This is a genomic window from Asanoa siamensis (assembly GCF_016862555.1).
GTDB lineage: Bacteria > Actinomycetota > Actinomycetes > Mycobacteriales > Micromonosporaceae > Asanoa > Asanoa siamensis.
In genome coordinates, this window is record NZ_BONE01000008.1 from 128,126 (window position 1) to 149,447 (window position 21,322).

At 73.5% G+C, this 21,322-nt stretch carries 18 protein-coding genes and 1 pseudogene; 8 read left to right on the forward strand and 11 right to left on the reverse strand.

Translation table 11 applies throughout. From position 1 onward, the window contains the following. Positions 1 to 60 precede the first annotated feature (60 nt). Positions 61 to 1,935: a M6 family metalloprotease domain-containing protein gene (locus Asi02nite_RS07625; protein WP_203711451.1), complete on the reverse strand. Its 1,875-nt coding sequence runs from the start codon at positions 1,933 to 1,935 to the stop codon at positions 61 to 63. A gap of 233 nt (positions 1,936 to 2,168) precedes the next feature. Between Asi02nite_RS07625 and Asi02nite_RS07630 the strand changes: the two genes are divergently transcribed. Beyond that, the gene (locus Asi02nite_RS07630; RefSeq protein ID WP_203711452.1) at positions 2,169 to 3,710 is read left to right on the forward strand and encodes a serine/threonine-protein kinase; all 1,542 of its coding nucleotides are present in this window, start codon (positions 2,169 to 2,171) and stop codon (positions 3,708 to 3,710) included. A 176-nt stretch (positions 3,711 to 3,886) separates the two neighbouring features. Continuing rightward, positions 3,887 to 4,201 carry a recombinase zinc ribbon domain-containing protein gene (locus tag Asi02nite_RS07635; protein WP_203711453.1) on the forward strand — a complete coding sequence of 105 codons (315 nt, stop codon included), beginning with the start codon at positions 3,887 to 3,889 and terminating at the stop codon, positions 4,199 to 4,201. A gap of 13 nt (positions 4,202 to 4,214) precedes the next feature. Here the strand turns inward: Asi02nite_RS07635 and Asi02nite_RS07640 are convergent, their stop codons facing one another. The 5 genes from Asi02nite_RS07640 to Asi02nite_RS07660 all read right to left on the reverse strand — a co-directional run bounded on the left by Asi02nite_RS07640 (position 4,215) and on the right by Asi02nite_RS07660 (position 9,901). Continuing rightward, on the reverse strand, positions 4,215 to 4,421 hold the full coding sequence (locus Asi02nite_RS07640; protein ID WP_203711454.1) for a hypothetical protein: 207 nt from the start codon (positions 4,419 to 4,421) through the stop codon (positions 4,215 to 4,217). Between the two features lie 73 nt (positions 4,422 to 4,494). After that, the gene (aceB, locus tag Asi02nite_RS07645) at positions 4,495 to 6,069 is read right to left on the reverse strand and encodes a malate synthase A (RefSeq protein ID WP_203711455.1); all 1,575 of its coding nucleotides are present in this window, start codon (positions 6,067 to 6,069) and stop codon (positions 4,495 to 4,497) included. Further along, positions 6,066 to 7,343 (reverse strand): (Fe-S)-binding protein, encoded by a 1,278-nt coding sequence (locus tag Asi02nite_RS07650; RefSeq protein ID WP_203711456.1) that lies wholly within the window; start codon positions 7,341 to 7,343, stop codon positions 6,066 to 6,068. The genes aceB and Asi02nite_RS07650 overlap by 4 nt, the downstream gene beginning before the upstream one ends. Then, on the reverse strand, positions 7,344 to 8,450 hold the full coding sequence (locus Asi02nite_RS07655) for an FAD-binding oxidoreductase (RefSeq protein ID WP_203711457.1): 1,107 nt from the start codon (positions 8,448 to 8,450) through the stop codon (positions 7,344 to 7,346). Then, on the reverse strand, positions 8,450 to 9,901 hold the full coding sequence (locus Asi02nite_RS07660; protein WP_203711458.1) for an FAD-linked oxidase C-terminal domain-containing protein: 1,452 nt from the start codon (positions 9,899 to 9,901) through the stop codon (positions 8,450 to 8,452). The genes Asi02nite_RS07655 and Asi02nite_RS07660 overlap by 1 nt, the downstream gene beginning before the upstream one ends. Before the next feature lie 110 nt (positions 9,902 to 10,011). On the opposite strand from Asi02nite_RS07660, the gene Asi02nite_RS07665 reads away from it, so the two are divergent. Then, positions 10,012 to 11,526, forward strand: coding sequence for an Nramp family divalent metal transporter (locus Asi02nite_RS07665; protein ID WP_203711459.1), 1,515 nt, complete (start codon positions 10,012 to 10,014; stop codon positions 11,524 to 11,526). 34 nt (positions 11,527 to 11,560) lie between these two features. Here Asi02nite_RS07665 and selB read toward each other — a convergent pair whose 3' ends face one another. Then, positions 11,561 to 13,309: a selenocysteine-specific translation elongation factor gene (gene selB, locus Asi02nite_RS07670; RefSeq protein WP_203711460.1), complete on the reverse strand. Its 1,749-nt coding sequence runs from the start codon at positions 13,307 to 13,309 to the stop codon at positions 11,561 to 11,563. A gap of 37 nt (positions 13,310 to 13,346) precedes the next feature. Here selB and selD point away from each other — a divergent pair, with 37 nt between their 5' ends. Beyond that, entirely contained in the window at positions 13,347 to 14,345 is a 999-nt protein-coding gene (selD, locus tag Asi02nite_RS07675; RefSeq protein ID WP_203711461.1) for a selenide, water dikinase SelD, read from the forward strand. Here the strand turns inward: selD and Asi02nite_RS07680 are convergent. Beyond that, the gene (locus Asi02nite_RS07680; RefSeq protein WP_203711462.1) at positions 14,342 to 14,845 is read right to left on the reverse strand and encodes a winged helix-turn-helix transcriptional regulator; all 504 of its coding nucleotides are present in this window, start codon (positions 14,843 to 14,845) and stop codon (positions 14,342 to 14,344) included. The genes selD and Asi02nite_RS07680 overlap by 4 nt on opposite strands. A gap of 85 nt (positions 14,846 to 14,930) precedes the next feature. Between Asi02nite_RS07680 and Asi02nite_RS07685 the strand changes: the two genes are divergently transcribed. Beyond that, a complete protein-coding gene (locus Asi02nite_RS07685) occupies positions 14,931 to 15,221 on the forward strand; it encodes a putative quinol monooxygenase (protein WP_203711463.1) in 291 nt (96 codons plus the stop codon). Here Asi02nite_RS07685 and Asi02nite_RS07690 read toward each other — a convergent pair. Next, a complete protein-coding gene (locus tag Asi02nite_RS07690) occupies positions 15,218 to 16,159 on the reverse strand; it encodes a serine/threonine dehydratase (RefSeq protein WP_203711464.1) in 942 nt (313 codons plus the stop codon). The genes Asi02nite_RS07685 and Asi02nite_RS07690 overlap by 4 nt on opposite strands. 32 nt (positions 16,160 to 16,191) lie before the next feature. Between Asi02nite_RS07690 and Asi02nite_RS07695 the strand changes: the two genes are divergently transcribed. From Asi02nite_RS07695 to Asi02nite_RS07705, 3 genes and pseudogenes are all read left to right on the forward strand, one after another. Beyond that, positions 16,192 to 17,352, forward strand: coding sequence for an ankyrin repeat domain-containing protein (locus Asi02nite_RS07695; RefSeq protein WP_203711465.1), 1,161 nt, complete (start codon positions 16,192 to 16,194; stop codon positions 17,350 to 17,352). Between the two features lie 55 nt (positions 17,353 to 17,407). Next, positions 17,408 to 18,241 carry a class I SAM-dependent methyltransferase gene (locus Asi02nite_RS07700; protein WP_203711466.1) on the forward strand — a complete coding sequence of 278 codons (834 nt, stop codon included), beginning with the start codon at positions 17,408 to 17,410 and terminating at the stop codon, positions 18,239 to 18,241. 282 nt (positions 18,242 to 18,523) lie between these two features. Then, positions 18,524 to 19,224: pseudogene (locus tag Asi02nite_RS07705) on the forward strand (SDR family NAD(P)-dependent oxidoreductase). 30 nt (positions 19,225 to 19,254) lie between these two features. On the opposite strand, the gene Asi02nite_RS07710 reads toward Asi02nite_RS07705, so the two are convergent. Both Asi02nite_RS07710 and Asi02nite_RS07715 read right to left on the reverse strand, forming a co-directional pair. Beyond that, positions 19,255 to 20,067, reverse strand: a complete 813-nt coding sequence (locus Asi02nite_RS07710; protein WP_203711467.1) for a phosphotransferase family protein — start codon at positions 20,065 to 20,067, stop codon at positions 19,255 to 19,257. Continuing rightward, the gene (locus tag Asi02nite_RS07715; protein WP_203711468.1) at positions 20,064 to 21,317 is read right to left on the reverse strand and encodes a YibE/F family protein; all 1,254 of its coding nucleotides are present in this window, start codon (positions 21,315 to 21,317) and stop codon (positions 20,064 to 20,066) included. Before Asi02nite_RS07715 ends, Asi02nite_RS07710 begins: the two co-directional genes overlap by 4 nt. Between the last annotated feature and the right edge of the window lie 5 nt (positions 21,318 to 21,322).

A 21,322-nucleotide genomic window follows, 5' to 3' on the forward strand; every position in this document is an offset into this window, starting at 1 on the left:
TATCCCCCTGAGGGAAACATTGGGGGCAGCTATGAAGTTCCTGGCAAATACGACAAGTGGCTATGTGCCGACGGTGATCTCGATCCGCCACCGCTCGAGGGTCCCGGCGTCGTCCGAGGACGCGTCGGTGACCCGGAGCAACCAGTCGCCCGCGACCGGCTGACCGACCATCGGGGCGAGCGCCGACGGCGGCTCCGAGTCGAGCTCGAGGTGCAGGTTGCGGCCGGTGCGGACCCGGTCGTGCAGCACGGCCCGCCGGCCGGTCGGCGAGAGCAGCACGATCCGCAGGTCGCCGGCGAACGGGTGGGTGATGTCGGCCTCGAAGGTCATCGCGCGGACGGTGCCCGGCGAGTCGAAGGTGATCGTGTCGGCCACGCCGTTCATGTCGCCGTCGGGGATGACCGCCCGCGGCTCGGACTTGCCGACCACCGACGCACCGGCGTCGCCGACCTCGCCCACCTGGAAGGTGATCACCTCACCGGGCGCGCTGACGTCGGAGATCGTCAGGCCCGACTCGACGCCGTCCCAGCGGCGGGTCGCCGGCCGGGTGGCGTGCGAGACCGCCGTGCCCACGACCCGGCCGAACAGGTCGCCGCCGTCGCCCTGGTTGGCGTTGGCCTCGAGGTCGAGGTGGCCGTCGGCCTGCAGCACCGCGCACTGGTAGTGCTGCTCGCGGGTGCCCTGCTGGAACTCGTTGGAGCCGCGGGTGTCGCAGTGGTAGACCGCCAGCCCGCTGGACGGCAGGTGCAGGTCGAACCCGGCCCGCGCGCGGTTCTCGACGAGGAAGTACTCGTTGTCGAGGCCGGTGGACCAGCGCATGACCGTGTCGTAGTCACCCTGCTTGGCCTCGAACCGCCCGCCCGCGTTGAGGTCGACCTCGGTGCCGGTCCAGCCGACCAGGTTCCGCAGGTACGCGGAGATCGGCGCCGGGGTGCGGCCCCGGTCGAGGTGGTTGCCGGCGCCCATCACGCAGTACATGCCGACGCCGGCGCTCTTGAAGTCGTCACCCTCGCGCTCGGCGAGCCCGTAGTCGTAGAGGTCCGGGAAGCGGCAGAGCATGTGCCCGGCCTCGTGACAGAACGTGCCGATGCTGAGGTCCTCGGCGCGCCGCCCGGCGCTGGTGACGATGTAGAGCTCGGTGCGGACACCGTTGTATTCCTCGCGGTGCACGAAGTTGTGCGGCCACAGGTCGCCTTTGTATTCCGTCTGGCCCGCGTACATGATGCAGAGCGAGTCGACGATGCCCTCACCGCACGAGTCGAACCGGGTCAGGTCGACGCCGGCGGCCAGCGCGAGCTGGATCGCCTCCGGCACCAGTTGGCCCTCGGTGTTGGCATAGAAGAGCCGGGGTCGGCTCATCCGGAACGGGCCGACGACCACGTTGCTGAAGTCGAGCCGGCCGGTCGACATCGTCCGGAAATAGGAGCGCACCGAGCCCGCGTTGCCGCCGCCCGTGTAGGCGGTGCCGTTGAGCAGCCCGTCGACCTCCGGCGCGGCGACCGCGGCCGGGTTGTCGGGGAAGTCGACGAGGATGGTCAGGCCCGTGACGGCGCCGGAGCTCAGCCGCCGGCCGGGCAGCAGCCCGCCGCTGGGGCCGAAGGTCAGGAACTTCTCGCGCCCACCGGCCGCCTCCCCCGGCGGCACCATCGCCTCGTGCCGCGCCTTTACCCGACCGTTACGAACGGCGGCGGACTCGTGCAGGTGGCGCTGGGAGCCGGGCGGCGGCGGGCCGGCGTCGACCCGGTGCCCCGTCGAGGCGAACCGCCCCTCGTCGAGGTCGGCGTAGCAGTAGGCGCCGGTGTGCTGGTCGTAGACCGCGGTGTAGCCCTCCGGCGTCTCGTAGCGCGCGTACATCTCGTCGCCGAGCACCACCAGGGCCACGTCGTCGCCGTCGCGCTGCTGGAACCGCAGCGTCTCGCCGAAGATCGCACTCATCCCGACACACCCGCCTTCGCCTGTGGACGGACCGACGCTAGTCCCGCACGACCGTGACGGCAGTCACGGATCGGACATTGATCGTGACGCCCGCCGGACGGGCGACGCTGTCCGTAGGACGGACCCCCGCGCCCGGTGGCGGTCGGGGCCGGGCCGCTAAGGTTGCCCGGGTGGAGGGCACGGTCTTGCCCTAGCGGGGCGTAGCACCTCGCAATACGGGGTACGGAGGCATGATGCTCAATCCCGGAGACGCGCTTGGCGGGCGCTACCGGCTGGAGGAGCCCATCGCCAGCGGCGGCATGGGTGAGGTCTGGCGTGCCACGGACGAGATCCTCGGCCGGACCGTCGCCGCCAAGGTGCTGCACCCCCGCGCCGTCGGCGACCCGGGCTTCAGCGCCCGCTTCCGCGGCGAGGCGCGCACCATGGCCACGCTCCACCACCCCGGTGTGGTCGACGTGTACGACTTCGGCGAGGACACCGACAGCGACGGCAAGTCGGTCGTCTACCTGGTGATGGCGTTCGTCGACGGTGAGCCCCTGTCGCAGCGGATCAAGGCGGCCGACCGGCTCAGCCCGGCCGAGACCATGGCGATCGTGGCGCAGACCGCGCACGCGCTGCAGGCCGCGCACGAGGCCGGCGTCGTGCACCGCGACGTCAAGCCGGGCAACCTGATCGTGCGGCCCGACGGCCAGGTCGTGCTGGTCGACTTCGGAGTCGCCCGGTCCGCGGAAGCCGCCGACCTGACCGGGGTCAACGAGCTCGTCGGCACCGCGCTCTACATGGCACCCGAGCAGGTCGCCAAGCGGAAGATCACCCCCGCCACCGACATCTACGCGCTGGGCGCGGTCGCGTACCACTGCCTGTCCGGGCATCCGCCCTTCATGGGCGACAACGCGCTGACGATCGCGCTGTCCCATCTCGACGACGAGCCGCCGCCGCTGCCCGACGAGGTGCCGCAGGCCGTGCGCACGGTCGTCGCGACGGCGATGGCCAAGGATCCCGCCGACCGTTTCAAGAACGCCGCGGCGATGGCGCAGATCGCGGAGGCCGCCGTCGCCCGCGATCACCCGTCGGAGACCGCCACCGCGCTGAACCGCACGGCCGCGACGGCGCTGCTCGCCGGCGGACCGACGACGACCAGGCCCCGACCCGGGTACGCGCCCGGCGCGGCTCCGGTCGGCGGCCGCCCCGGCGACACGTTCGCGGGCAGTGACCCCCGACTGACCGGCAGTGACCCCAGGCTGACCGGGACCAACCCGCGGCTTGCGGGGAGCGATCCCCGGTTGACCGGCACCGGCACCGTGCCCGGCGGCTTCGTCGGCGCACCCGGCGCACCCGGCGCACCCGGCCCGGCCGGCCCGCCGCCCGGCCGGCGCAAGCGGCTCACCGCCACCCACCGCGCGGGCATCGTCGCCGCGGCCGTGATCGGCGTCGCCGCGGTGGTCATGCTCATCGCGCTGACCAATCTCGGCGGAAAGGGCGGCAAGGACGGCGGCACGGTGCCGACGCAGCCGACCGCGCCCAGCGTCGCCCCGGCCCAGGGCGGCGTGACGGATTCCGCCGAGCCCGCCGAGAGCAGCCCGACCCGCACGCGGACGAACCCGCCGCGCAACAACCCGCCGCCGGCCACGGTGAAGCCGACCGGCCCGGCCACGCCGACACCGGACGACGACGACGAGGAGCCGACGACGGACCCGACGACGGAGCCGACGGCGACGGCGACCCCGGACGGGCCGGGCGGCACGACCGCGCCGCCGGCGGGCGGGGGCAACTGAGCCGGGCAACCTGCGGACGGCAACCGCCAATCTGCAAGTTGCCCCTGGTCAGGACCCGTTTGGGATCGTTTGATCGGCGACCGCCGTGACCCGTGCGGGTGCGATCGCCCGCCGGTCTGCCATCGCTGCGGCGACCCATTGAGTTGGTGAACGGACGGTGAATAGCCTGTCCACCGATGGGAACCGAATCGACGCAGGAGCCCGTGGTCGCCAGGGGGCTCCTGAACGGACTTGTCCACTGCGGCACCTGCGGTGCCGAGATGACCGTCGAGACGATCCGGGGGCTACGGCGGTACATCTGCCGGTGCAGCCGGGCCGTGCCGGCGGACGAGCTCGACGTGCTGGTGCTCGGCCGGGTCTACGACCGGAGACGGTCGACGGGCCGGGCCGACCCGGTGCGCCTCTGCGACGAGGCGCACCTGGTCGACACCTATCTGCGCGGTGTCACGGTCGGGGTCGACTGGACCCGCCCGACCATCCGCTGGGCCTGACGCGGCCCCTGACCTACCGCGACGGCTCGGGGACGTCGCATTCGATCTTCGGGTTGACGCCGAAGTAGTTGAGCGGGCCCGCGATGATCGTCACGATCGTGTTGCTCGCTTCAGCGCAGTTGGTGTCGTCGTTGCTGAAGTAGCCGCGCTGTCCCGCCGCGATCGCGCCGATGATCAGCCAGATCACGACTATCAACCCACCGATCCCGGTTGTGCGCACAGTCCCTCCCAGGTCCACAGTTCCCGCGTGCGCGGGTGTGCACTGGTACCCGATCTATGCGTGCGCGCAAACCCTAGAGCAATTCATATGCCTCGAGGGTCAGGAACTCCGGCATCGTGTCGCCGAGGGTGACCGCGGTGAACACGGCCTTCGTCTCCTCCGGGCGGCCCTTGTGCCAGACGTCGTCGCCGACCTCCGCCCGGATCGTCGCCATCTCCTCGTCGAGGACCTCGGCCACCAGCTCCCGGGTCACGACCCGGCCGTCGTCGAGCGTCGCGCCGTGCCGGATCCACTGCCAGAGCTGCGTACGGGCGATCTCGGCGGTCGCCGCGTCCTCCATCAGGTTGTTGATGCCCGCCGCGCCCCGTCCGGAGAGCCAGAACGAGATGTAGCGGAAGCCGACGCTGACGTCGTTGCGCAGCCCGGCCTCGGTGATCGCGCCCGGCGTCGCGCCCGCGTCGAGGAGCTCGCCGGGCTTGACCGCGACGTCGTCGCGCAGCCGGTCGATCTGGTTGGCCCGCTCCCCCAGCACCGCGTCGAACTCCGCGGTCGCGACCGGCACCAGGTCTGGGTGGGCGACCCAGGTGCCGTCGAAGCCGGCGCCGGCCTCGCGCCGCTTGTCGGCCCGGACCGCGTCGATCGCGCGCGCGTTGGCCTCCGCGTCGGTGCGCGACGGGATCAGCGCGGCCATGCCGCCCATCGCGAACGCCCCGCGCCGGTGGCAGGTGGCCACGAGCAGCTCGGTGTACGCACGCATGAACGGCGCCGTCATCGTCACCGAGAGCCGGTCGGGCAGGACGAACGCGGGGTTGTCCCGATAGGACTTGATCATCGAGAAGATGTAGTCCCAACGGCCGGCGTTCAGCCCGTACGAGTGGTCGCGCAGCTCGAAGAGGATCTCCTCCATCTGGAACGCGGCCGGCAGCGTCTCGATCAGCACGGTGGCCCGGAACGTGCCGTGCGGCAACCCCAGCGCCTCCTGGGTGAACACGAACACGTCGTTCCAGAGCCGCGCCTCGAGGTGGTGCTCCATCTTGGGCAGGTAGAGGTAGGGCGCCTTGCCGCGGTCGAGCAGCGCCTGCGCGTTGTGGAAGGCGTAGAGCCCGAAGTCGACCAGCGCACCGGCCGCCGGCCCACCGGCGGAGCCGAGCAGGTGCTTCTCCGGCAGGTGCCAGCCGCGCGGGCGGACGAGCAACGTCGCGATCTCGTCGCGCAGCGCGTAGTGGCGGCCGTCGGACGAGTCGTAGGAGATGGTCCCGCGTACGGCGTCGACGAGGTTGACCTGCCCCTCGACCTGGTTGCTCCAGGTCGGGCTGTTGGCGTCCTCGAAGTCGGCCATGAAGCCCTTGGCGCCCGAGTTGAGCGCGTTGATGACCAGCTTGCGGTCGGTCGGCCCGGTGATCTCGACGCGCCGGTCGGCGTAGTCGGGTCGGGGTGGCACGACCCGCCAGTCGCCGCCGCGCACGTCGGCGGTCTCGGCCAGGAAGTCGGCGGGCGCCGCCCGTTCACGGCGGGCCGCCACCAGTGACCGGCGCCGCCCGTCGAACCGCTCGTGCAGGTCGCCGAGGAACGCGAGCGCCTCGGCGGAGAGGATCTCGGCGCGGGCGCGCTCGCTCAGGTCGGGTTGGTCGACGGGGCGCAGCGTCATGGCGCGACTCCTCGGATGGATGCGTCCAGCAGGGTCATCGGATGGTAGATCGGCACGGCCCGGTCGCGGCCGAGGTGGGCGGTGATCTGCAACGCACAGCCGGGGTTGGCGGCGGCGATCGCCTCCGCCCCGGTGGCGGCGAGGTTGTCGGCCTTGCGCTTGCCGAGCGTGGCCGCGGCGTCGGGCTGGAGCAGGTTGTAGATGCCGGCCGAGCCGCAGCACAGCTCCCATTCCCGCGGCTCGACGAGGGTGATGCCGGGGATGCCGCGCAGCAGCGCCCGCGGCGGGATCCGGACGCCCTGGGCGTGGGCGAGGTGACAGGCGTCGTGGTACGCGAGCTTCAGCGTGACCGGGTGCCGGGTCGCCTGCGCCGGGTGGGCGTCGAGCAGTTCGTGCACGTCGCGCACCTTGGCGGAGAAGGCCGCGGCCCGGTCGGCCCAGGCGGGATCGTCGGCGAGCAGGTGCCCGTAGTCCTTCATCGCCGACCCGCAGCCGGCGACGTTGACCGCGATCTCGTCGAAGCCCTCGTAAGCGGCGATCGTCTCGCGGGCGAGATCCAGCGCCGAAGGCTCGAACCCCGAGTGCAGCTGGAGGGCGCCGCAGCAACGGGGCCGGCGGGGCGCGTGCACCTCCCAGCCCTCGGCGGCGAGCACCCGCACGGTGGCCGCGTTGACGTCGCCGTACAGGACCCGCTGGATGCAGCCCTGCATGAAGGCGACCCGGCCACGTGCTTCGACGCCGGTCGCGGCGGTGGTCACCACGGCGAGCTGCCGCGTCGTCGCCCGCATCGGCACCTTGGGTGCGAGAGCCAGCAGCGCGCCGATCCGGGTACGCAGGGCGCGGTCCCCGAACAACGACGCCAGCCGCAGCCGGCCCTGCGCCGCGATGGCCGGCACGAGCGCGCGCAGCCGGCCGGGGTGGGTGAACAGCGCGAAGATGGCCGCCCGGTGCAGCCGCTCGGTGCGCGACCGCAGGGGGCTGCGTTCGAGCTGCGGGCGGACCTGCTCGATGAGCCGGTCGTACTGCACGCCCGACGGGCAGGCGGTCACGCAGGCCATGCAGCCGAGGCACCGGTCGAAATGCTCCACCATGGACGACGACAACGGGTCCTCGTGCCCGACCCGCATCAGCAGGATCCGGCCGCGCGGCGAGTCCATCTCGTTCTCGAACACCGTGTAGCTCGGGCAGGTCGGCAGGCAGAAGCCACAGTGGACGCAGTCCTTGATCAGCTCCGGGCTCGGCGGCCGCTGCGCGTCCCACGCGGTGTCGGTCATTCAGATGCCTCCCACGTAGGCGCCGGGGCGGAAGGTGGCCGTCGGGTCGAACCGCTCCTTGACCCGGCGCATCAGCGCGAGCATGCCGGGATCGGGCGCCGGCCACGGCTGCTCGACCAGGCGGGCGCCGTCGAGCACGACCGTCGGCCGCGGCGCGAGCGCGGTGCGGGCGGCGGCCACCCGGGTCGCCAGGTCGTCGCCGGCCGGGAAGGAGAGCCAGGAGACACCGAGCGCCGCCCGCGACACGACCGTGGCGGGGCCGGCCGCGGCGAGCACGGCGGGCAGGTCCGTCGGCAGCGCCGAGACCTTGACCACGGCCGCGCCCCGCTGGGCGGCCCGCTGGGCGGCCCAGATCGACTCGTCGTCGCGCACCACCGTGACGTCCACGCCGGTCAGCAGCCTGGTCGCCGCCTCCGCCCGCGCCGCCGCGGTCACCCCGCCGAACCGGACCAGCAGGCGGCCCTCGCCCGCGCGCCAGAGCACGTCCAGCGACAGCGCCTCGAGCGGATGGCGGGACATCGCGAGCACGGCCGCGGTCAGCGCCGCCGGGTCGTCGGTGGTCGCGACCACGGTCGCGGTGCCGGCCGGCAGCGGGTGCAGGCGGACGGCGACCTGGGCGACCAGCCCGAGCGTGCCGTACGAGCCGGCGAACAGCTTGCCGAGGTCGTACCCGGCGACGTTCTTGATGACCGTGCCCCCGGAGCGGGCGACCGCGCCGTCGCCGAGCACCGCGGTGATGCCGATGACCAGGTCGCGGACCCCGCCGTAGCGGTGCCGGGCCGGCCCGGAGTCGGCCGTGGCGACCAGCCCGCCGACGGTGCCGCCCCGGTCGGGCGGGTCGAGCGCCAGCCACTGCCCCTCCCGGGCGAGGTGGCGTTGCAGGTCGGCCAGGGGCACGCCGGCCTGGACGATCGCGGTGAAGTCACCGGGATTGTGCGCGACGATCCGGTCCAACCCTCCGGTGTGGACGGTCACGGCGCCGGCCGGATCGGACCCACCCCACTCGGCGCGACTCCCGGCGCCCGCGGGACGGACCACCGCGAGGTCGGCGATCGCGGCCGCCGCCTCCTCGATCGAAGCGGGTCGCACCGCCGCCGCCGTCGTCATCAGAACCGCTCCGCGAGACCGGCGGCTTCGAGCGGATGCTGCCGATAAACCCCTGGCACCTCGCCGCACAGCCGCGGCGTCGGCATCACCTTGCCGGGGTTCGCCCGCCCCTCGGGGTCGAAGGCGCAGCGCAGCCGCTGGAACGCGGCCAGGTCGTCCTCGCCGAACATCTTGGCCATGTGCTTGCGCTTGTCGACGCCGACGCCGTGCTCCCCCGTGATCGAGCCGCCGGCCTCCAGGCACACGTCGAGGATGCGCCCGGCCAGCTCCTCGGCCCGCGCCGCCTGCCCCTCGACGGCCGCGTCGAAGCAGACCAGCGGATGCAGGTTGCCGTCGCCGGCGTGGAAGACGTTGGCGACGGTCAGCCCGTATTCGGCGGCCAGCTCGTCGATCCGGACCAGCACGTCGGGCAGCGTGGTGCGGGGCACGACGCCGTCCTGGACGAAGTAGTTGGGCGAGATCCGGCCCATCGCCGGGAACGCGGCCTTGCGGGTCTTCCAGAACAGCGCCCGCTCGGCCTCGTCGCGGCTGACCCGCACGTCGTCGGAGCCCTCGGCGGCGCAGATGTCGGTGACCTGCGCGAACTGCGCGTCGCACTCGGCCTCGGCTCCGTCGAGCTCGACGAGCAGCGCCGCGCCCCGCCCGACCGGATAGCCGGCGTGCGCCATCTCCTCGGTCGCCCGGATCGTGGTCGCGTCCATCATCTCGATCGCGCCGGGCACGATGCCCGCCTGGACGATCGCCGAGACGGCCTCCCCCGCCTGCCGGGTCGAGTCGAAGAACGCGACGAGGGTACGGGTGGCCTCCGGCACCGGCACCACGCGCAGCCAGATCTTCGTGGCCACGCCGAGCGTCCCCTCGGAGCCGACGAACGCGCCGAGCAGGTCGTACCCGGGCGGGTCGAGCTCCTTGCCCCCGATCGTGACCACCGCGCCGTCGGGCAGCACCACCTCGAGCCCGGTCACGTAGTTGGTGGTGAAGCCGTACTTGAAGCAGTGCGCGCCGCCCGAGTTCTCCGCGACGTTGCCGCCGATCGTGCAGACGATCTGGCTGGACGGGTCGGGCGGGTAGAAGAAGTCCGGCGCGACCGCGGTGGAGACGGCGGCGTTGGTGACGCCGGGCTCGACGCAGACGCGGCCGTTGTCGAGGTCGACCTCGAGGATCCGGTTGAGCCGCGACAGCACGATCAGCACGCCGTCCTTGACGGGCAGCGCCCCACCGGACAGGCCCGAGCCGGCACCGCGGGCGACCCAGGGCACGCCGGCCTGCGCGCACGCGGCCACGCACTCCCGCACCTCGTCGCCGGTGCCGGGCAGCACGGCCAGCCGCGGGACCTGCTGATATTGCAGGAGGCCGTCGGACTCGTAGGTGCGCAGGTCGTGTGCGTCGAGCAGCAGCCAGCGGTCGCCGACCACGCGACGGAGCCGCTCCACCAGTTCGTGCCCGTCCATCAACCATGACCTTACGCCCGGACGGCGGTGATCGCGCCTGTTGCCATGACCGCTATCGATGGACGACTATGGATCTCTACCCCGGGGGCTCTTCCACGCAAGGAGGCGCCATGGATCAAGCGACAAACGTCCGTCCCGATTCACCCGGGTCCGCGCAGCTCGGCGTCAGCCGGCCACCCCTGGCCGTAGCCGACCTGCCCGATCCGGAAGAGGTGTTCGGGGTCCGGAAGATCGGGCCCCGCGAGCTGTTCCAGTACGCCGTGGGGCCGAGCCTCATCGCGCTCGGCATCTCCATCGGCAGCGGCGAGTGGCTGCTCGGCCCGCAGGCGGTGGGCCAGTACGGTTTCGTCGGCGTCGGCTGGGTCATCCTGGTCTCCGCCGTGCTGCAGACGTTCTACAACGTGGAGTGTTCGCGCTACGTGCTGGCGACCGGCGAGGCGCCGGTGGTCGGCTGGGGCCGGGTGCCGCCCGGCTTCAAGCTCTGGGTGCCGATCTCGGTCTTCGTCGTCATCTTCTCGTTCATCGCGGGTGGCTGGGCGGCCGCGGCCGGGCAGGGCGTCTACGCGCTGGTGCACGGCGAGGTGGCCGCGGCCGGTGCGGAGGAGCCGCGACTGTGGGCGATCGGCCTGCTGCTGGTGGTCTTCCTGATCACGGTGGCGGCCAAGCGGATCAGCCGCGCGCTGGAGCTGGCCAACTGGGTCATGGTCGGCTCGATCCTGGTCGGCCTGCTGCTGATCGACCTGTTCGTGGTGCCGTTCGAGCTCTGGTGGGAGGGCATCCGCGGCTTCTTCACCCCGGCGGCGCCGCCGGCGGGCATCACCGCCACCCAGCTCGGCGGCCTGGCCGGCTTCACGGCGCTGGCTTCCGGCCTCAACTGGTACGTGATGGGCCACTACCGCGACAAGGGCTACGGCATGGGTTACCGCACGGGCTACATCTCGGGCCTGCGCGGCGACCGCAAGGAGCTGCTGGCCACCGGCGTCACGTTCCCCGACGACGCGGCCAACACCGCCCGCTGGAAGCGCTGGTACCGGCTGCTGATCGTCGACATGTGGGGCGTCTTCTTCGTCGGCGCGATGCTCGGCATGCTGCTGCCGACGATCCTGATGGCCCACGCCGTCAACATCTCCGGTGAACGGCCGACGGCCGCGTCGGTGCCGACGTTCGTCGCGTCGGCGCTGGACGCCGAGTACGGCCGCTGGATGTTCTACCTCGCACTGATCCTCGGCGTGCTGGTGCTGTTCAGCACCCAGCTCGGCATCTTCGAGGGCATGGTCCGGGTCACCACCGACGCCGCCCACGCCACCAGCCCGCGGCTGCGCCGCCTGCTGGAAGGCGACCCGCGCCGGTTCTACTACCCGTTCATGCTGCTGCTGCTGGTGATCATCGGGGTGGTCCTGCACCTCGCCGTGCCGGTCAACCTCGTCCAGTGGTCGGCCAACATGTCGAACTTCGGCGCGTTGATCTACCCGTTCATGCTGATGTATCTCAACGCCCGGCTGCCCAAGGCGGCCCGGCCACGCCCGTGGCACTACGTGCTGCTGGGCATCAACGTCCTGTTCTTCGGCTTCTTCTTCGTCAACTTCATCGCCGACTTCTTCGGCGACCCGCTCGTCGTCTTCTGACCCGTCTCCACCCCCGGGAGCGACCGGCGGCCCGTCACACGACGGTCCGCCGGTCATCGGCGTCGCGGGCGGTGACACCTCGCCGGTCGAGCAGCTCCAGCAGGGGTACGGCGACGCGGCGGGTGGTGTCGAGGGCCTGGCGGGCCTCGCTGAGCGTGAACGGGCCTCCGATGTCCCGGAGCACCGCGACCGCCCGGTCGATCGACGCGGGTGGCAGCACGATGCCGTCGGCGATCTTGAAGAGGGCACCGGCACGGACGGCGGCGGCGATCTCCCGCGGGCCCAGGCCGAGGTCCTCGAGGCGGTGGGCGTCGGGGGCGTGGAACGGCCGGTCCCGCAGGTCCGCGGCGAGCTCGTCGAGGGCGTCCTGGATCGGCTTCGGGAGGGTGGGACCGCCGGTGCGGGCGACGCGACCGTCGTGGCCGCGCAGGGGCGGCGTGACGAGCGCGTCGACGAGCGCGCGGTCCGGCAGGCCCAGGGCGCGGCGCAGCGCCTCGACCGGCATGCCGGGCTCGAGCGGGTGCGCTGCCGCGTAGCGGTCGACCTCCTTGCCCAGGCGCTCGCCCAGCGCGGCCCAGAGCGCGGGGTCGGCGTGCCAGTCGCCGGCCACCGGCCGCGCCGCGACCGTGGTCACGCCGAGCGTGCGCAGGTGCCCGGTCGTCAGAAGGCCGCGCCGGCGCAGCTCGTCGGCCGCGTCCGGGCGACCGTCCATGGTGGCCAGCTCGGTGGCGCGGGTCGCCGCCGCGCCTCTGCGGCGCAGGGCCGGCGGCAGCGGGTCGAGCACCGTGACGCCGCCGGCGACGTGGTGGCGGCCCGGGTCGCGGAGCAACGCGCGGTCGCCGATCCGCAGCGGGAGCGGGCGGGCCAGCCGCAGCCGGACGGTGTCCTTGCCGAGCGGGCGGACCGTCACGGCGACCGCGGCCGAGCCGATGTGCAGGGTGAGGGTGGCCGGCAGGTCGGCGGCCGGGTCGCCGTGGACCCGCACGTCGACCAGGTCGGTGTGCCGGAACGCGTCGGGGGTGAGCAGGGCGTCGCCGCGGGCCACGGCGTCCTTGGGCACGTTGCGCAGGTTGATCGCGACCCGGGCGACCGCGGCCACCTGGTCGGCCGGCCGACCGAGCGACTGCAGGCCCTTGACGCGTACGCTCCGGTCGCCGAGAGCGAGAGTGTCGCCCGCGCGCAGCGTGCCGGCGCCGAGCGTACCGGTGACGACCGTGCCACTGCCCTGAATCGTGAACGCGCGGTCGACCCAGAGCCGCACCGGTGCGGCGGGGTCGGCCGGGGGCAGCGCGGCGACGAGGCGGTCGAGGGCGTGGCGCAGGTCGGCGAGGCCCGCGCCGGTGGTGCCGCTGACGGCGACCGCTTCGACCGCGCCGAGCGTACTGGCGACGATCTGGGCCCTGGCCTGTGCCGTGGCCGCCGCCGGGTCGGCCAGGTCGGCCCGCGTCACCACCAGCAGGCCGTGGGTGACGCCCAGCGCGTCGAGGGCCGCCAGGTGCTCGGCGGATTGCGGCATCCAGCCCTCGTCGGCGGCGACGACCAGCAGCGCGGCCGGCACGGGCCCGACGCCGGCGAGCATGTTGGGCACGAACCGCTCGTGGCCGGGCACGTCGACGAACGCGACGGTGGCGCCGGAGGGCAGGTCGGTCCAGGCGAACCCGAGGTCGATCGTCATGCCGCGGCGCCGCTCCTCGGCCCAGCGGTCGGGTTCCATCCCGGTGAGGGCGCGGACCAGCGTCGACTTGCCGTGGTCGACGTGACCCGCCGTGGCGACGACGTGCACCACGCAACTCTGCCACCGTCGGGGCAGGATTGTCGGCATGACCTACCGGCTGACCCAGTACGCGCACGGCGGCGGCTGCGCCTGCAAGATCCCACCCGGTGAGCTCGAGGGCGTCGTCGCCGGCCTGGTCGGCGGTGCTCCCCCGGCCGGTCCGGGCGAGCTGATCGTGGGCCTCGACGACGGCGACGACGCGGCGGTCGTCCGCATCGCCAACGGCATCGCGGTCGTCGCCACGGCCGACTTCTTCACGCCCGTGCTCGACGACGCGTACGACTGGGGGCGGGTGGCGGCGGCCAACGCGCTGTCCGACGTGTACGCGATGGGCGGCACGCCGGTCGTCGCGGTCAACCTGCTGGGTTGGCCGCGCGACGTGCTCCCGCTCGAACTGGCGGCCGCGGCGCTGGCCGGTGGGTTGGACGTGGCCCGCGAGGCCGGCTGCCACGTCGCCGGCGGGCACAGCGTCGACGACCCGGAGCCGAAGTACGGCATGGCGGTGACCGGCATCGCCGACCCGGCGCTGCTGCTGCGCAACGACGCGGGCGCGGCCGGGATGCCGCTGACGCTGACGAAGCCGCTCGGCATCGGGGTGCTCAACAGCCGGCACAAGCAGACCGGCGAGGTCTTCCCGGAGGCCGTGGCGATGATGACCACGCTCAACCGCGACGCGTCGGCGGCGGCGCTGAAGGCGGGCACGGTCTGCGCGACCGACGTGACGGGCTTCGGTCTGCTCGGCCACCTGCACAAGCTGGCCCGCGCGAGCGGCGTGACGGCCCGGGTGTCGGCGGCGGCGGTGCCCTATCTGGACGGTGCCCGCGACGCCCTGGCGGCGGGCTACGTCAGCGGCGGCTCGCGCCGCAACCTCGACTGGGTGCGGCCGCACCTGGACCCGGGCTCGGTGTCGGAGGACGAGTTGGTGCTGCTCGCCGACGCCCAGACCTCCGGCGGCCTGCTGGTGGCCGGCGAGCTGCCCGGCTGGCCGGTGGTGGGCGAACTCGTCCCGGGCCGGGCCGACGGGGTGACGCTGGAGGTGCGCTAGATCGGCTCGAGCAGCCTGCGGGGGGCGTTCATCTTCGCCGAGACGGGGTCCTTCGCGGGGCCCGTCGACTCGAAGCCGGGCCCCGGGGCGATCTGGATCTCGGGGACTTCGACGAGGTCGCCGCATCGCGTGCAGCGGCCGCGGGCGTCGATCGGGCCGTCGTCCTCCGCGTGGTGGAGGGCGCGCTTGACGCCCTTCGGCGAGTAGAAGTCGTCGCCCCAGGCCATCAGGGCGCGGATCGCCGGCCAGAGCGCCACGCCCTTGTCCGTCAGGCGGTACTCGCCGTTGTCGTCGCGGGCCAGCACGTCCTCCTGGACGAGGGCCTTCAGCCGCGTGGTCAGGCTGGCGCGGGGGATGCCGAGCTGGGTCGCGAAATCGCCGAAACGGCGCACGCCGTAGAAAGCGTCGCGGACTATCAGCAACGTCCAGCGCTCGCCGACGATCTCCAGGGCACGCGCCAGCGAGCAGTTGCGGTCCGCGTACGTGCTGGGAAGGGCCATGTTCGTCATTCTAGTTCATTCACTGAACCACCGGTGCTAGGCTCGGGTGGTTCACTCATTGAACTAGCACGGGGAGGCTTTTCCGATGTTCCAGTTCCTTGTTTCCTTCACCGTCGAGCCCGCGCACCGCGACGACTTCGTCCGGGCCGCGAAGCGGACCGCGCGCGACTCGCTCGCCCACGAGCCCGGCTCGGAGCGCTTCGAGGTGATCGCCGACGAGAAGGACCCGGACGTCTACTACCTCAACGAGGTCTACGCGGACGCCGCGGCCTTCGACGCGCACGCGAACGGGCCGTACTTCGGCGCGTTCTTCGCCGAGGCGAGCGGGTACGCGACGGGCCCCACCTGGCTGATGCGGGGCACCGTCGTCGGCTAGATCTCGACCGCGGTGGTGTTGGCGCCGCTGAGGACGAAGACCGGGATCTCGTCGGGTGCCGGGACGTAGCGGCCGCTGAGCAGCGCCGAGAAGGCGGTGGCGCCGCCCGGCTCGACCACCACGCGCAGCGTCTCCCAGAGGGCGCGCTGCGCGGCGCGGATGGCGTCGTCCTCGACGAGCAGCACGTCCTGCACGCCGGCGGCGATCACCGGGAACGTGTTGACGCCGATCCGCAGGGGCGCCAGCGAGTCGAGCGCGACGCTGCCGACCGGGGCGTCGACCGGCTCGCCGGCGTCGAGCGCGTGGCGCAGCGTCGGTGCGCCGGTCGGCTCGACGCCGATGACCGGGCCGTCGTGGCCGGCGACCAGGCCGCCGAGCAGCCCGCCACCGCCGACGGCGGCCAGCAGGGTGGTGCGGCCGGGCACCTGGCGGGCGACCTCGACCGCGATCGTGCCGGTGCCGAGCATCGTCTCGATCTCGTCGAAGGCGTGCAGCCGCAGCGCGCCGGAGGTTGCCCGGAACCGCTCGCTGGCCGCCAGCGCGTCGTTGTAGTTGTCGCCCTCGACCACCAGGTCGGCGCCGTAGCCGCGGATCCGGGCGATCTTGGCCGGCGACGAGACGGTCGGCACGAAGACGTGGGCGGGCACACCCAGGGCGCGGGCCGCGTACGCGGCCGCCGCGCCGTGGTTGCCGCCGGACGCCGCGACGATCCCGGCCTTCGGCACCTCGCGCAGGAGCAGGTTGGCGAACGCGCCGCGGGCCTTGAACGAGCCGGCGTGCTGCAGGAACTCGAGCTTGAAGGCGACGGGCCCGGGCGCGAGCCCGAAGTCGGCCCGATCGGCGAGCAGCGCGGGCGTCTCACGCACGTGGGGACGGATCAGCCGGGCGACCCGCGCGATCTCGGCGCCGGTCACCAGCTCAGGGGCGGTGCTAGTCACGCTGCCGACCTTAGCTCCGCTACGTTAATGTCGTGCAGTCGCACTCCGACGCTTATCTTCGGCTCGCCTGCCTGTCGTACGACGAGGAGGACGACGAGGCGCCTCGGCGGGCGCTGGCGGCGGCGCGGATCCTGGCCGAGGATCCGGGGCTGCCCCGCTCCTCCGCCTTCGTGGCCGCGGCCGCGTCCGATGTGGACGCGCTGCGCGAGCTGCTCGACGTCGACCCCGAGGCGGCCAATCGACGCGGTGGGCCGTACGACTGGCCGCCGTTGCTCTATCTCTGCTACGCCCGGCACGAGCCGGCCCTCGACGAGGCGGCCGTGCTCGCCACCGCCCGGCTGCTGCTGGCCGCCGGCGCCGACCCCGACGCCCGCTTCCACTGGCGTGGGCTCGACCCGCCGTTCACCGCGGTGACCGGGGCGCTCGGCGGCGGCGAGCGGAGCCAGCCGCCGCACCCGCACGGCACCGCGTTGGCCCGGGTGCTGCTCGACGCGGGGGCCGACCCCAACGACGGGCAGGCGCTCTACAACCGGATGTTCACGCCCGACGACAGCCACCTGGAACTGCTGTTCGCGCATGGGCTCGACGACCAGGCCCTGCTCCGCGACCAGCTGCACTGGGCGGTGACGCACGGCATGAGCGCCCGGGTACGGCTGCTCGCCACGCGCGGCGTCGACGTGACCACACCGTTCCGCGACGGCCCGACGCCGGCGGCGCTGGCGCTGACGTCGGGCTATCCGGAGATGGTGGCGGCGCTCGGGGTGCCGGTGCCGACCCTGACACCGGCGGACGCGTACGTGGCCGCCGCCCTGGTCGTCGACCACGCGGCCTGCGACGCGCTGGTGGCCGCGCACCCCGGCCTGCTCGAGTCGCTCCGCGCGGACCGACCCGGCCTGCCCGTCTGGGCCGCCGCCCACGGCCGGCCCGGCGCGGTCGGCCTGCTGCTCGACGCGGGCTGGCCCGTCGACGCGCTCGGCCGCACCGACCTGCCGCGGGAGGACCCGTGGGAGACCGCGCTGCACGCGGCGGCGGAGCTCGGCGACGCCGCGCTGGCCCGCGACCTGCTGGCCCGCGGCGCCGACCCCGCGAAGCGGGACGCCCGCTTCGACGCCACCCCGGGCGACTGGGCCCGCCACTTCGACCGCCCGGAGCTGGCCGCCCTGCTGACCCCCTCCGACCCGGACGGGTCTTGAAGTAAATTCGCTTTTGTGGTATGATGTCCGGGTTGGGCGGCTAGGGTTCGCGTCCGTGCAGACTTCCACGCCCAGCCAGACCGCCTTCCTCGCCGCGGCGGCCCGCGCCGCCCACCGCATCGTCGACGGCGCGCCCCGCATCCTCGACGACCACCTCGCCGCCGCGCTGCTCGGCGACCGCGCCGACGAGCTGATCCCCTACCACCGCCAGCACGGCGACCACCCGATCCTGGCCGGCGCCCGCGCGCAGGCGGTGGTCCGAAGCGCGTACGCGGAACGCGCGTTCGTCGAGTTCGTCCATCGTGGACCGTCGCAGTACCTGCTCCTCGGTGCGGGCCTGGACAGCTCCCCCTACCGCCTGGACCTGGCCGGCACGCCGGTCTTCGAGCTGGACCACCCGGCCACGTCGGCGGCCAAGCAGTCGGCGCTCGCCGCCGCGGGCATCCCGACGGCCGGGGCCACGTTCGTACCCGGCGACCTGCCGCGCATCGACCTCGACGGCGCCCGCCCGACGTTCGTGTCCTGGCTGGGCGTCGTGATGTACCTGTCGGCGGCCGAGGTCGCCCGCACCCTGCGGGACCTGGCCGCGCTGCTCTCCCCCGGGTCGGAGGTGGTCTTCGACCACGTGCTCCCGCCGTCTCTGCGGGACGCGGCCGGCACCCTCTACGCGGAGCAGGTGAGCGCCGTCGCGGCCGACGGCGGCGAGCCGTGGGGCTCGACGTTCACGCCCGAGGAGGTCGCCGACCTGCTCACCGGGACCGGCTGGACGGTCCTCGCCCAACCCGACACCCGCGCGGCCGTGCCGCCGGGAGCCTGGCACCGCACCGACGCGCTGCGCCCGCTCGGCCTCTCGGCCCTGACCCACGCCCGCCTCGGACCCTCCACATAGGAGAGAACGTCGGGAAGCGGACCTGGCTCGACGCGTCAGCGAGTTTGTCCGGCGGGAGCAACGGTCCGGACCACCGCGGACCCGGGACCGGGTTCGTGGGATTCCCCCATGAACTTCCTCTCGCCCGCGCCGTCGTCGACGAGATCGACCGGCCGCGCCACCACCGGGCGGTGGTCGCGGTCGGCCCGTGACTGTCCCCGGCGCTCCCAGGAAGAGCACGGCCAGGTACGGCGGTGCGCGGCGCGGCAGGCTCGGGCCGACCTGCACGGAAGGGAGCGGCGGATGACCGTCACGCTTGTCACGGGAGCCAACAAGGGGCTCGGTAAGGCGACCGCGAAGCGGCTCGTCGCGTTGGGGCACACCGTCTGGCTGGGGGCGCGCGACCCGGGCCGGGGGCGGGCGGCGGCGGCGGAGGTCGGCGCCCGGTACGTCGCGCTCGACGTCACCGACGACGCCTCGGTCGCGGCCGCCGTCGAACCGTCGAGAGCGCCGACGGTCACCTCGACGTGCTCGTCAACAACGCCGGTGTCTTCGAGGGCATGGTGGGGCCCGACGACGTCGACGTCGCGCGGGCCGAGCAGGTCTTCGCCGTCAACGTGCTCGGCGTGGTCCGGGTGACGCGGGCGTTCCTGCCGCTGCTGCGCGCGTCTGCGCACCCGGTGATCGTCAACCTGTCCACGGTGCTCGGCTCGTTCGGCGTGGTCACCGACCCGGCCAGGCCGCAGAGCGGATACAGCCTGCCGTTGTACGCGGCGTCGAAGGCGGCCCTGGGCATGCTGACGGTGCGGTATGCGAAGGGCCTGCCCGACATCAAGGTCAACGCGGTCGAGCCGGGCTTCTGCGCGACCGACCTGCACGGCATGACCGGCCACGGCATCCAGACACCCGAAGAAGGCGCGGAGATGGTGGTCAAGCTGGCCACGATCGGCCCGGACGGCCCGACGGGCACCTTCGAGGACCGCGACGGCACCCTGCCCTGGTGACGGGTGACCCGCGGCGGGGCGAGGCGGCGGTCAGAACAGCCAGTCCAGCGCGGCCAGCGATTTGGCGACATAAGGGGCGCGGCCGTACGCCAGGTCCTCGAAGAGGGTGCACCGGGCGTAGAACACGGCGCGCTCGCGCAGCGCCGCGTCCGGGCCGTAGCGGGCCAGCGCCGCGTCGAGGGCGGCCGGGCCCAGGTCGCGGTGGATCAGGCCGAAGTCGTAGGCCGGGTCCACCAGGGCCGCGTCGCTCCAGTCGATGATCCCGGTGACCGCACCGCTCGCCGGGTCGACGAGCACGTGTTCGATGCCGAGGTCGTTGTGGGAGAAGACCGCCGTCCCGTCGTCGGGCGGTGGCGGGGCGGCGAGGAACGCCTCGACGGCGGCGCGGTGCGGTGCCGGGATCTGGCCGGCGACCGACGCGTACGTCTCCGCCGCCTCGGCCAGCCACTCCGCCAGTGGCAGCACGTCGACCTCGGCCAGGCCGGCCCAGGTCGCGGCGGGCGCCCGGTGCAGCGCGGCGAGCACCTCACCGAGGGTGACCGCGGCCCGGGCTGAACGCTCCGGCAGGTCCAGCAGCGGCACGCCGGCGAGCGTGAAGTAGGCCAGGCAGCCCAACTCGGCGACGGTGAACACCGGCTGGGGCACCGGCACCGGGACCACGCCGGCGACCGCGGCCAGCAGGCGCGCCTCCCGCGACGTCTCCGCCGGGTCCGGCTCCTGGCTGATCCGGACGATCAGCTCGCCGTTGACCTCGTACGCGACGTTGTCCAGGCCGGAGCCGATCTCCACCACCGAGTCGACCCGGTAGCCCGGCAGCCGCGCGGCCACCAGGTCCGCGATCACCGGCCCTCGTCGTCGGCGAGCGCGGCCAGCACCTCGGACCGGTCGGCCCGCGGCTTCGGCGGGCGCGGGGCCCGGGGCTTCGACGGCCGGTGGGCCGCGGTCGCGACGAACGCCGCCAGCGCCGTCGTGATCGGCACGGCCGCGATCAGCCCGAGCGTGCCGACCACGCTGCGGACGATCTCCTGGGCGATGAACTCCGTGGTCAGCACCTCGCCGACCCCGCGCCCGCCGGCGACCACGAGCAGCAGGACGGGCAGGGACGCACCCGCGTACGCCAGGACGATGGTGTTGACCGTCGAGGCGATGTGCGCGCGCCCGACCCGGGTGCCGCCCCGGTACAGCTCGCGCCGCGACAGTGACGGGTTGGCGCGGGCGATCTCCCCGACCGTCGCCGCCTGGGTGACCGTGACGTCGTCCAGCACGCCGAGCGAGCCGATGATCATGCCGGCCAGCAGGAGGCCGTGCAGGTCCACCTCGCCGTGCAGGAGGGAGAGGGTGATCGCGTTCTCGTCGCCGTACCCGGTCAGGTGGGTCAGGCCGATCGCCAGCGTGCCGATGGCGCCCGCGAGCACCAGGCTGGCCAGGGTGCCGAGCACCGCGACCGAGGTCTGCGCGCTGATCCCGTGGGTCAGGTAGAGCACCACGAACATGATCAACGCGGCGCCGGTGACGGCGATCGGCAGCGGCGGGCCGCCGTCCAGGATCGCCGGGAGGACGAACAGGAGCAGCACGCCGAAGCTGACCGCGAGACCGGCCAGGGCGGCCAGCCCGCGCCAGCGGCCGAACGCCACGATCGCGACGCCGAACGCCACGACGAGCCAGAGCAGCGGCGAGCCGCGCTGGTGGTCGGCGATCGTGTAGACCGTCGCGTTCGGGTCCTCGGAGTCGGTCAGCGGCGTGACGATCACCGCGTCGCCGACGCCGACGGACGGTGAGCCGGGCCCGGCCGGCAACTCCGTCTCCCGGGTCTGCCCCTGGTCGGGACCCGAGTCGAGCGTGACGGTCGCGATGCCGCACGGGCCCGGGTCGGGCGGTCCCTCGGGCGTCGGCGGGCAGGCCTCGCTGACCACCTTCGTGACCGTGGCGTGGAAGCGGGGCACCGGGTCGGTCTCGTCGGCCTTCGGCACGTCGCCCGGCCAGAGGATCAGCGTGGCGATCACGGTGACGAGGAACGCCGGCACGAGGACGGCGGCGAGCATGATGCGCAGACGGCGGGGCGCCCGCGGTGCGGGCTGGTGGTCGTGGGCCATCGGGA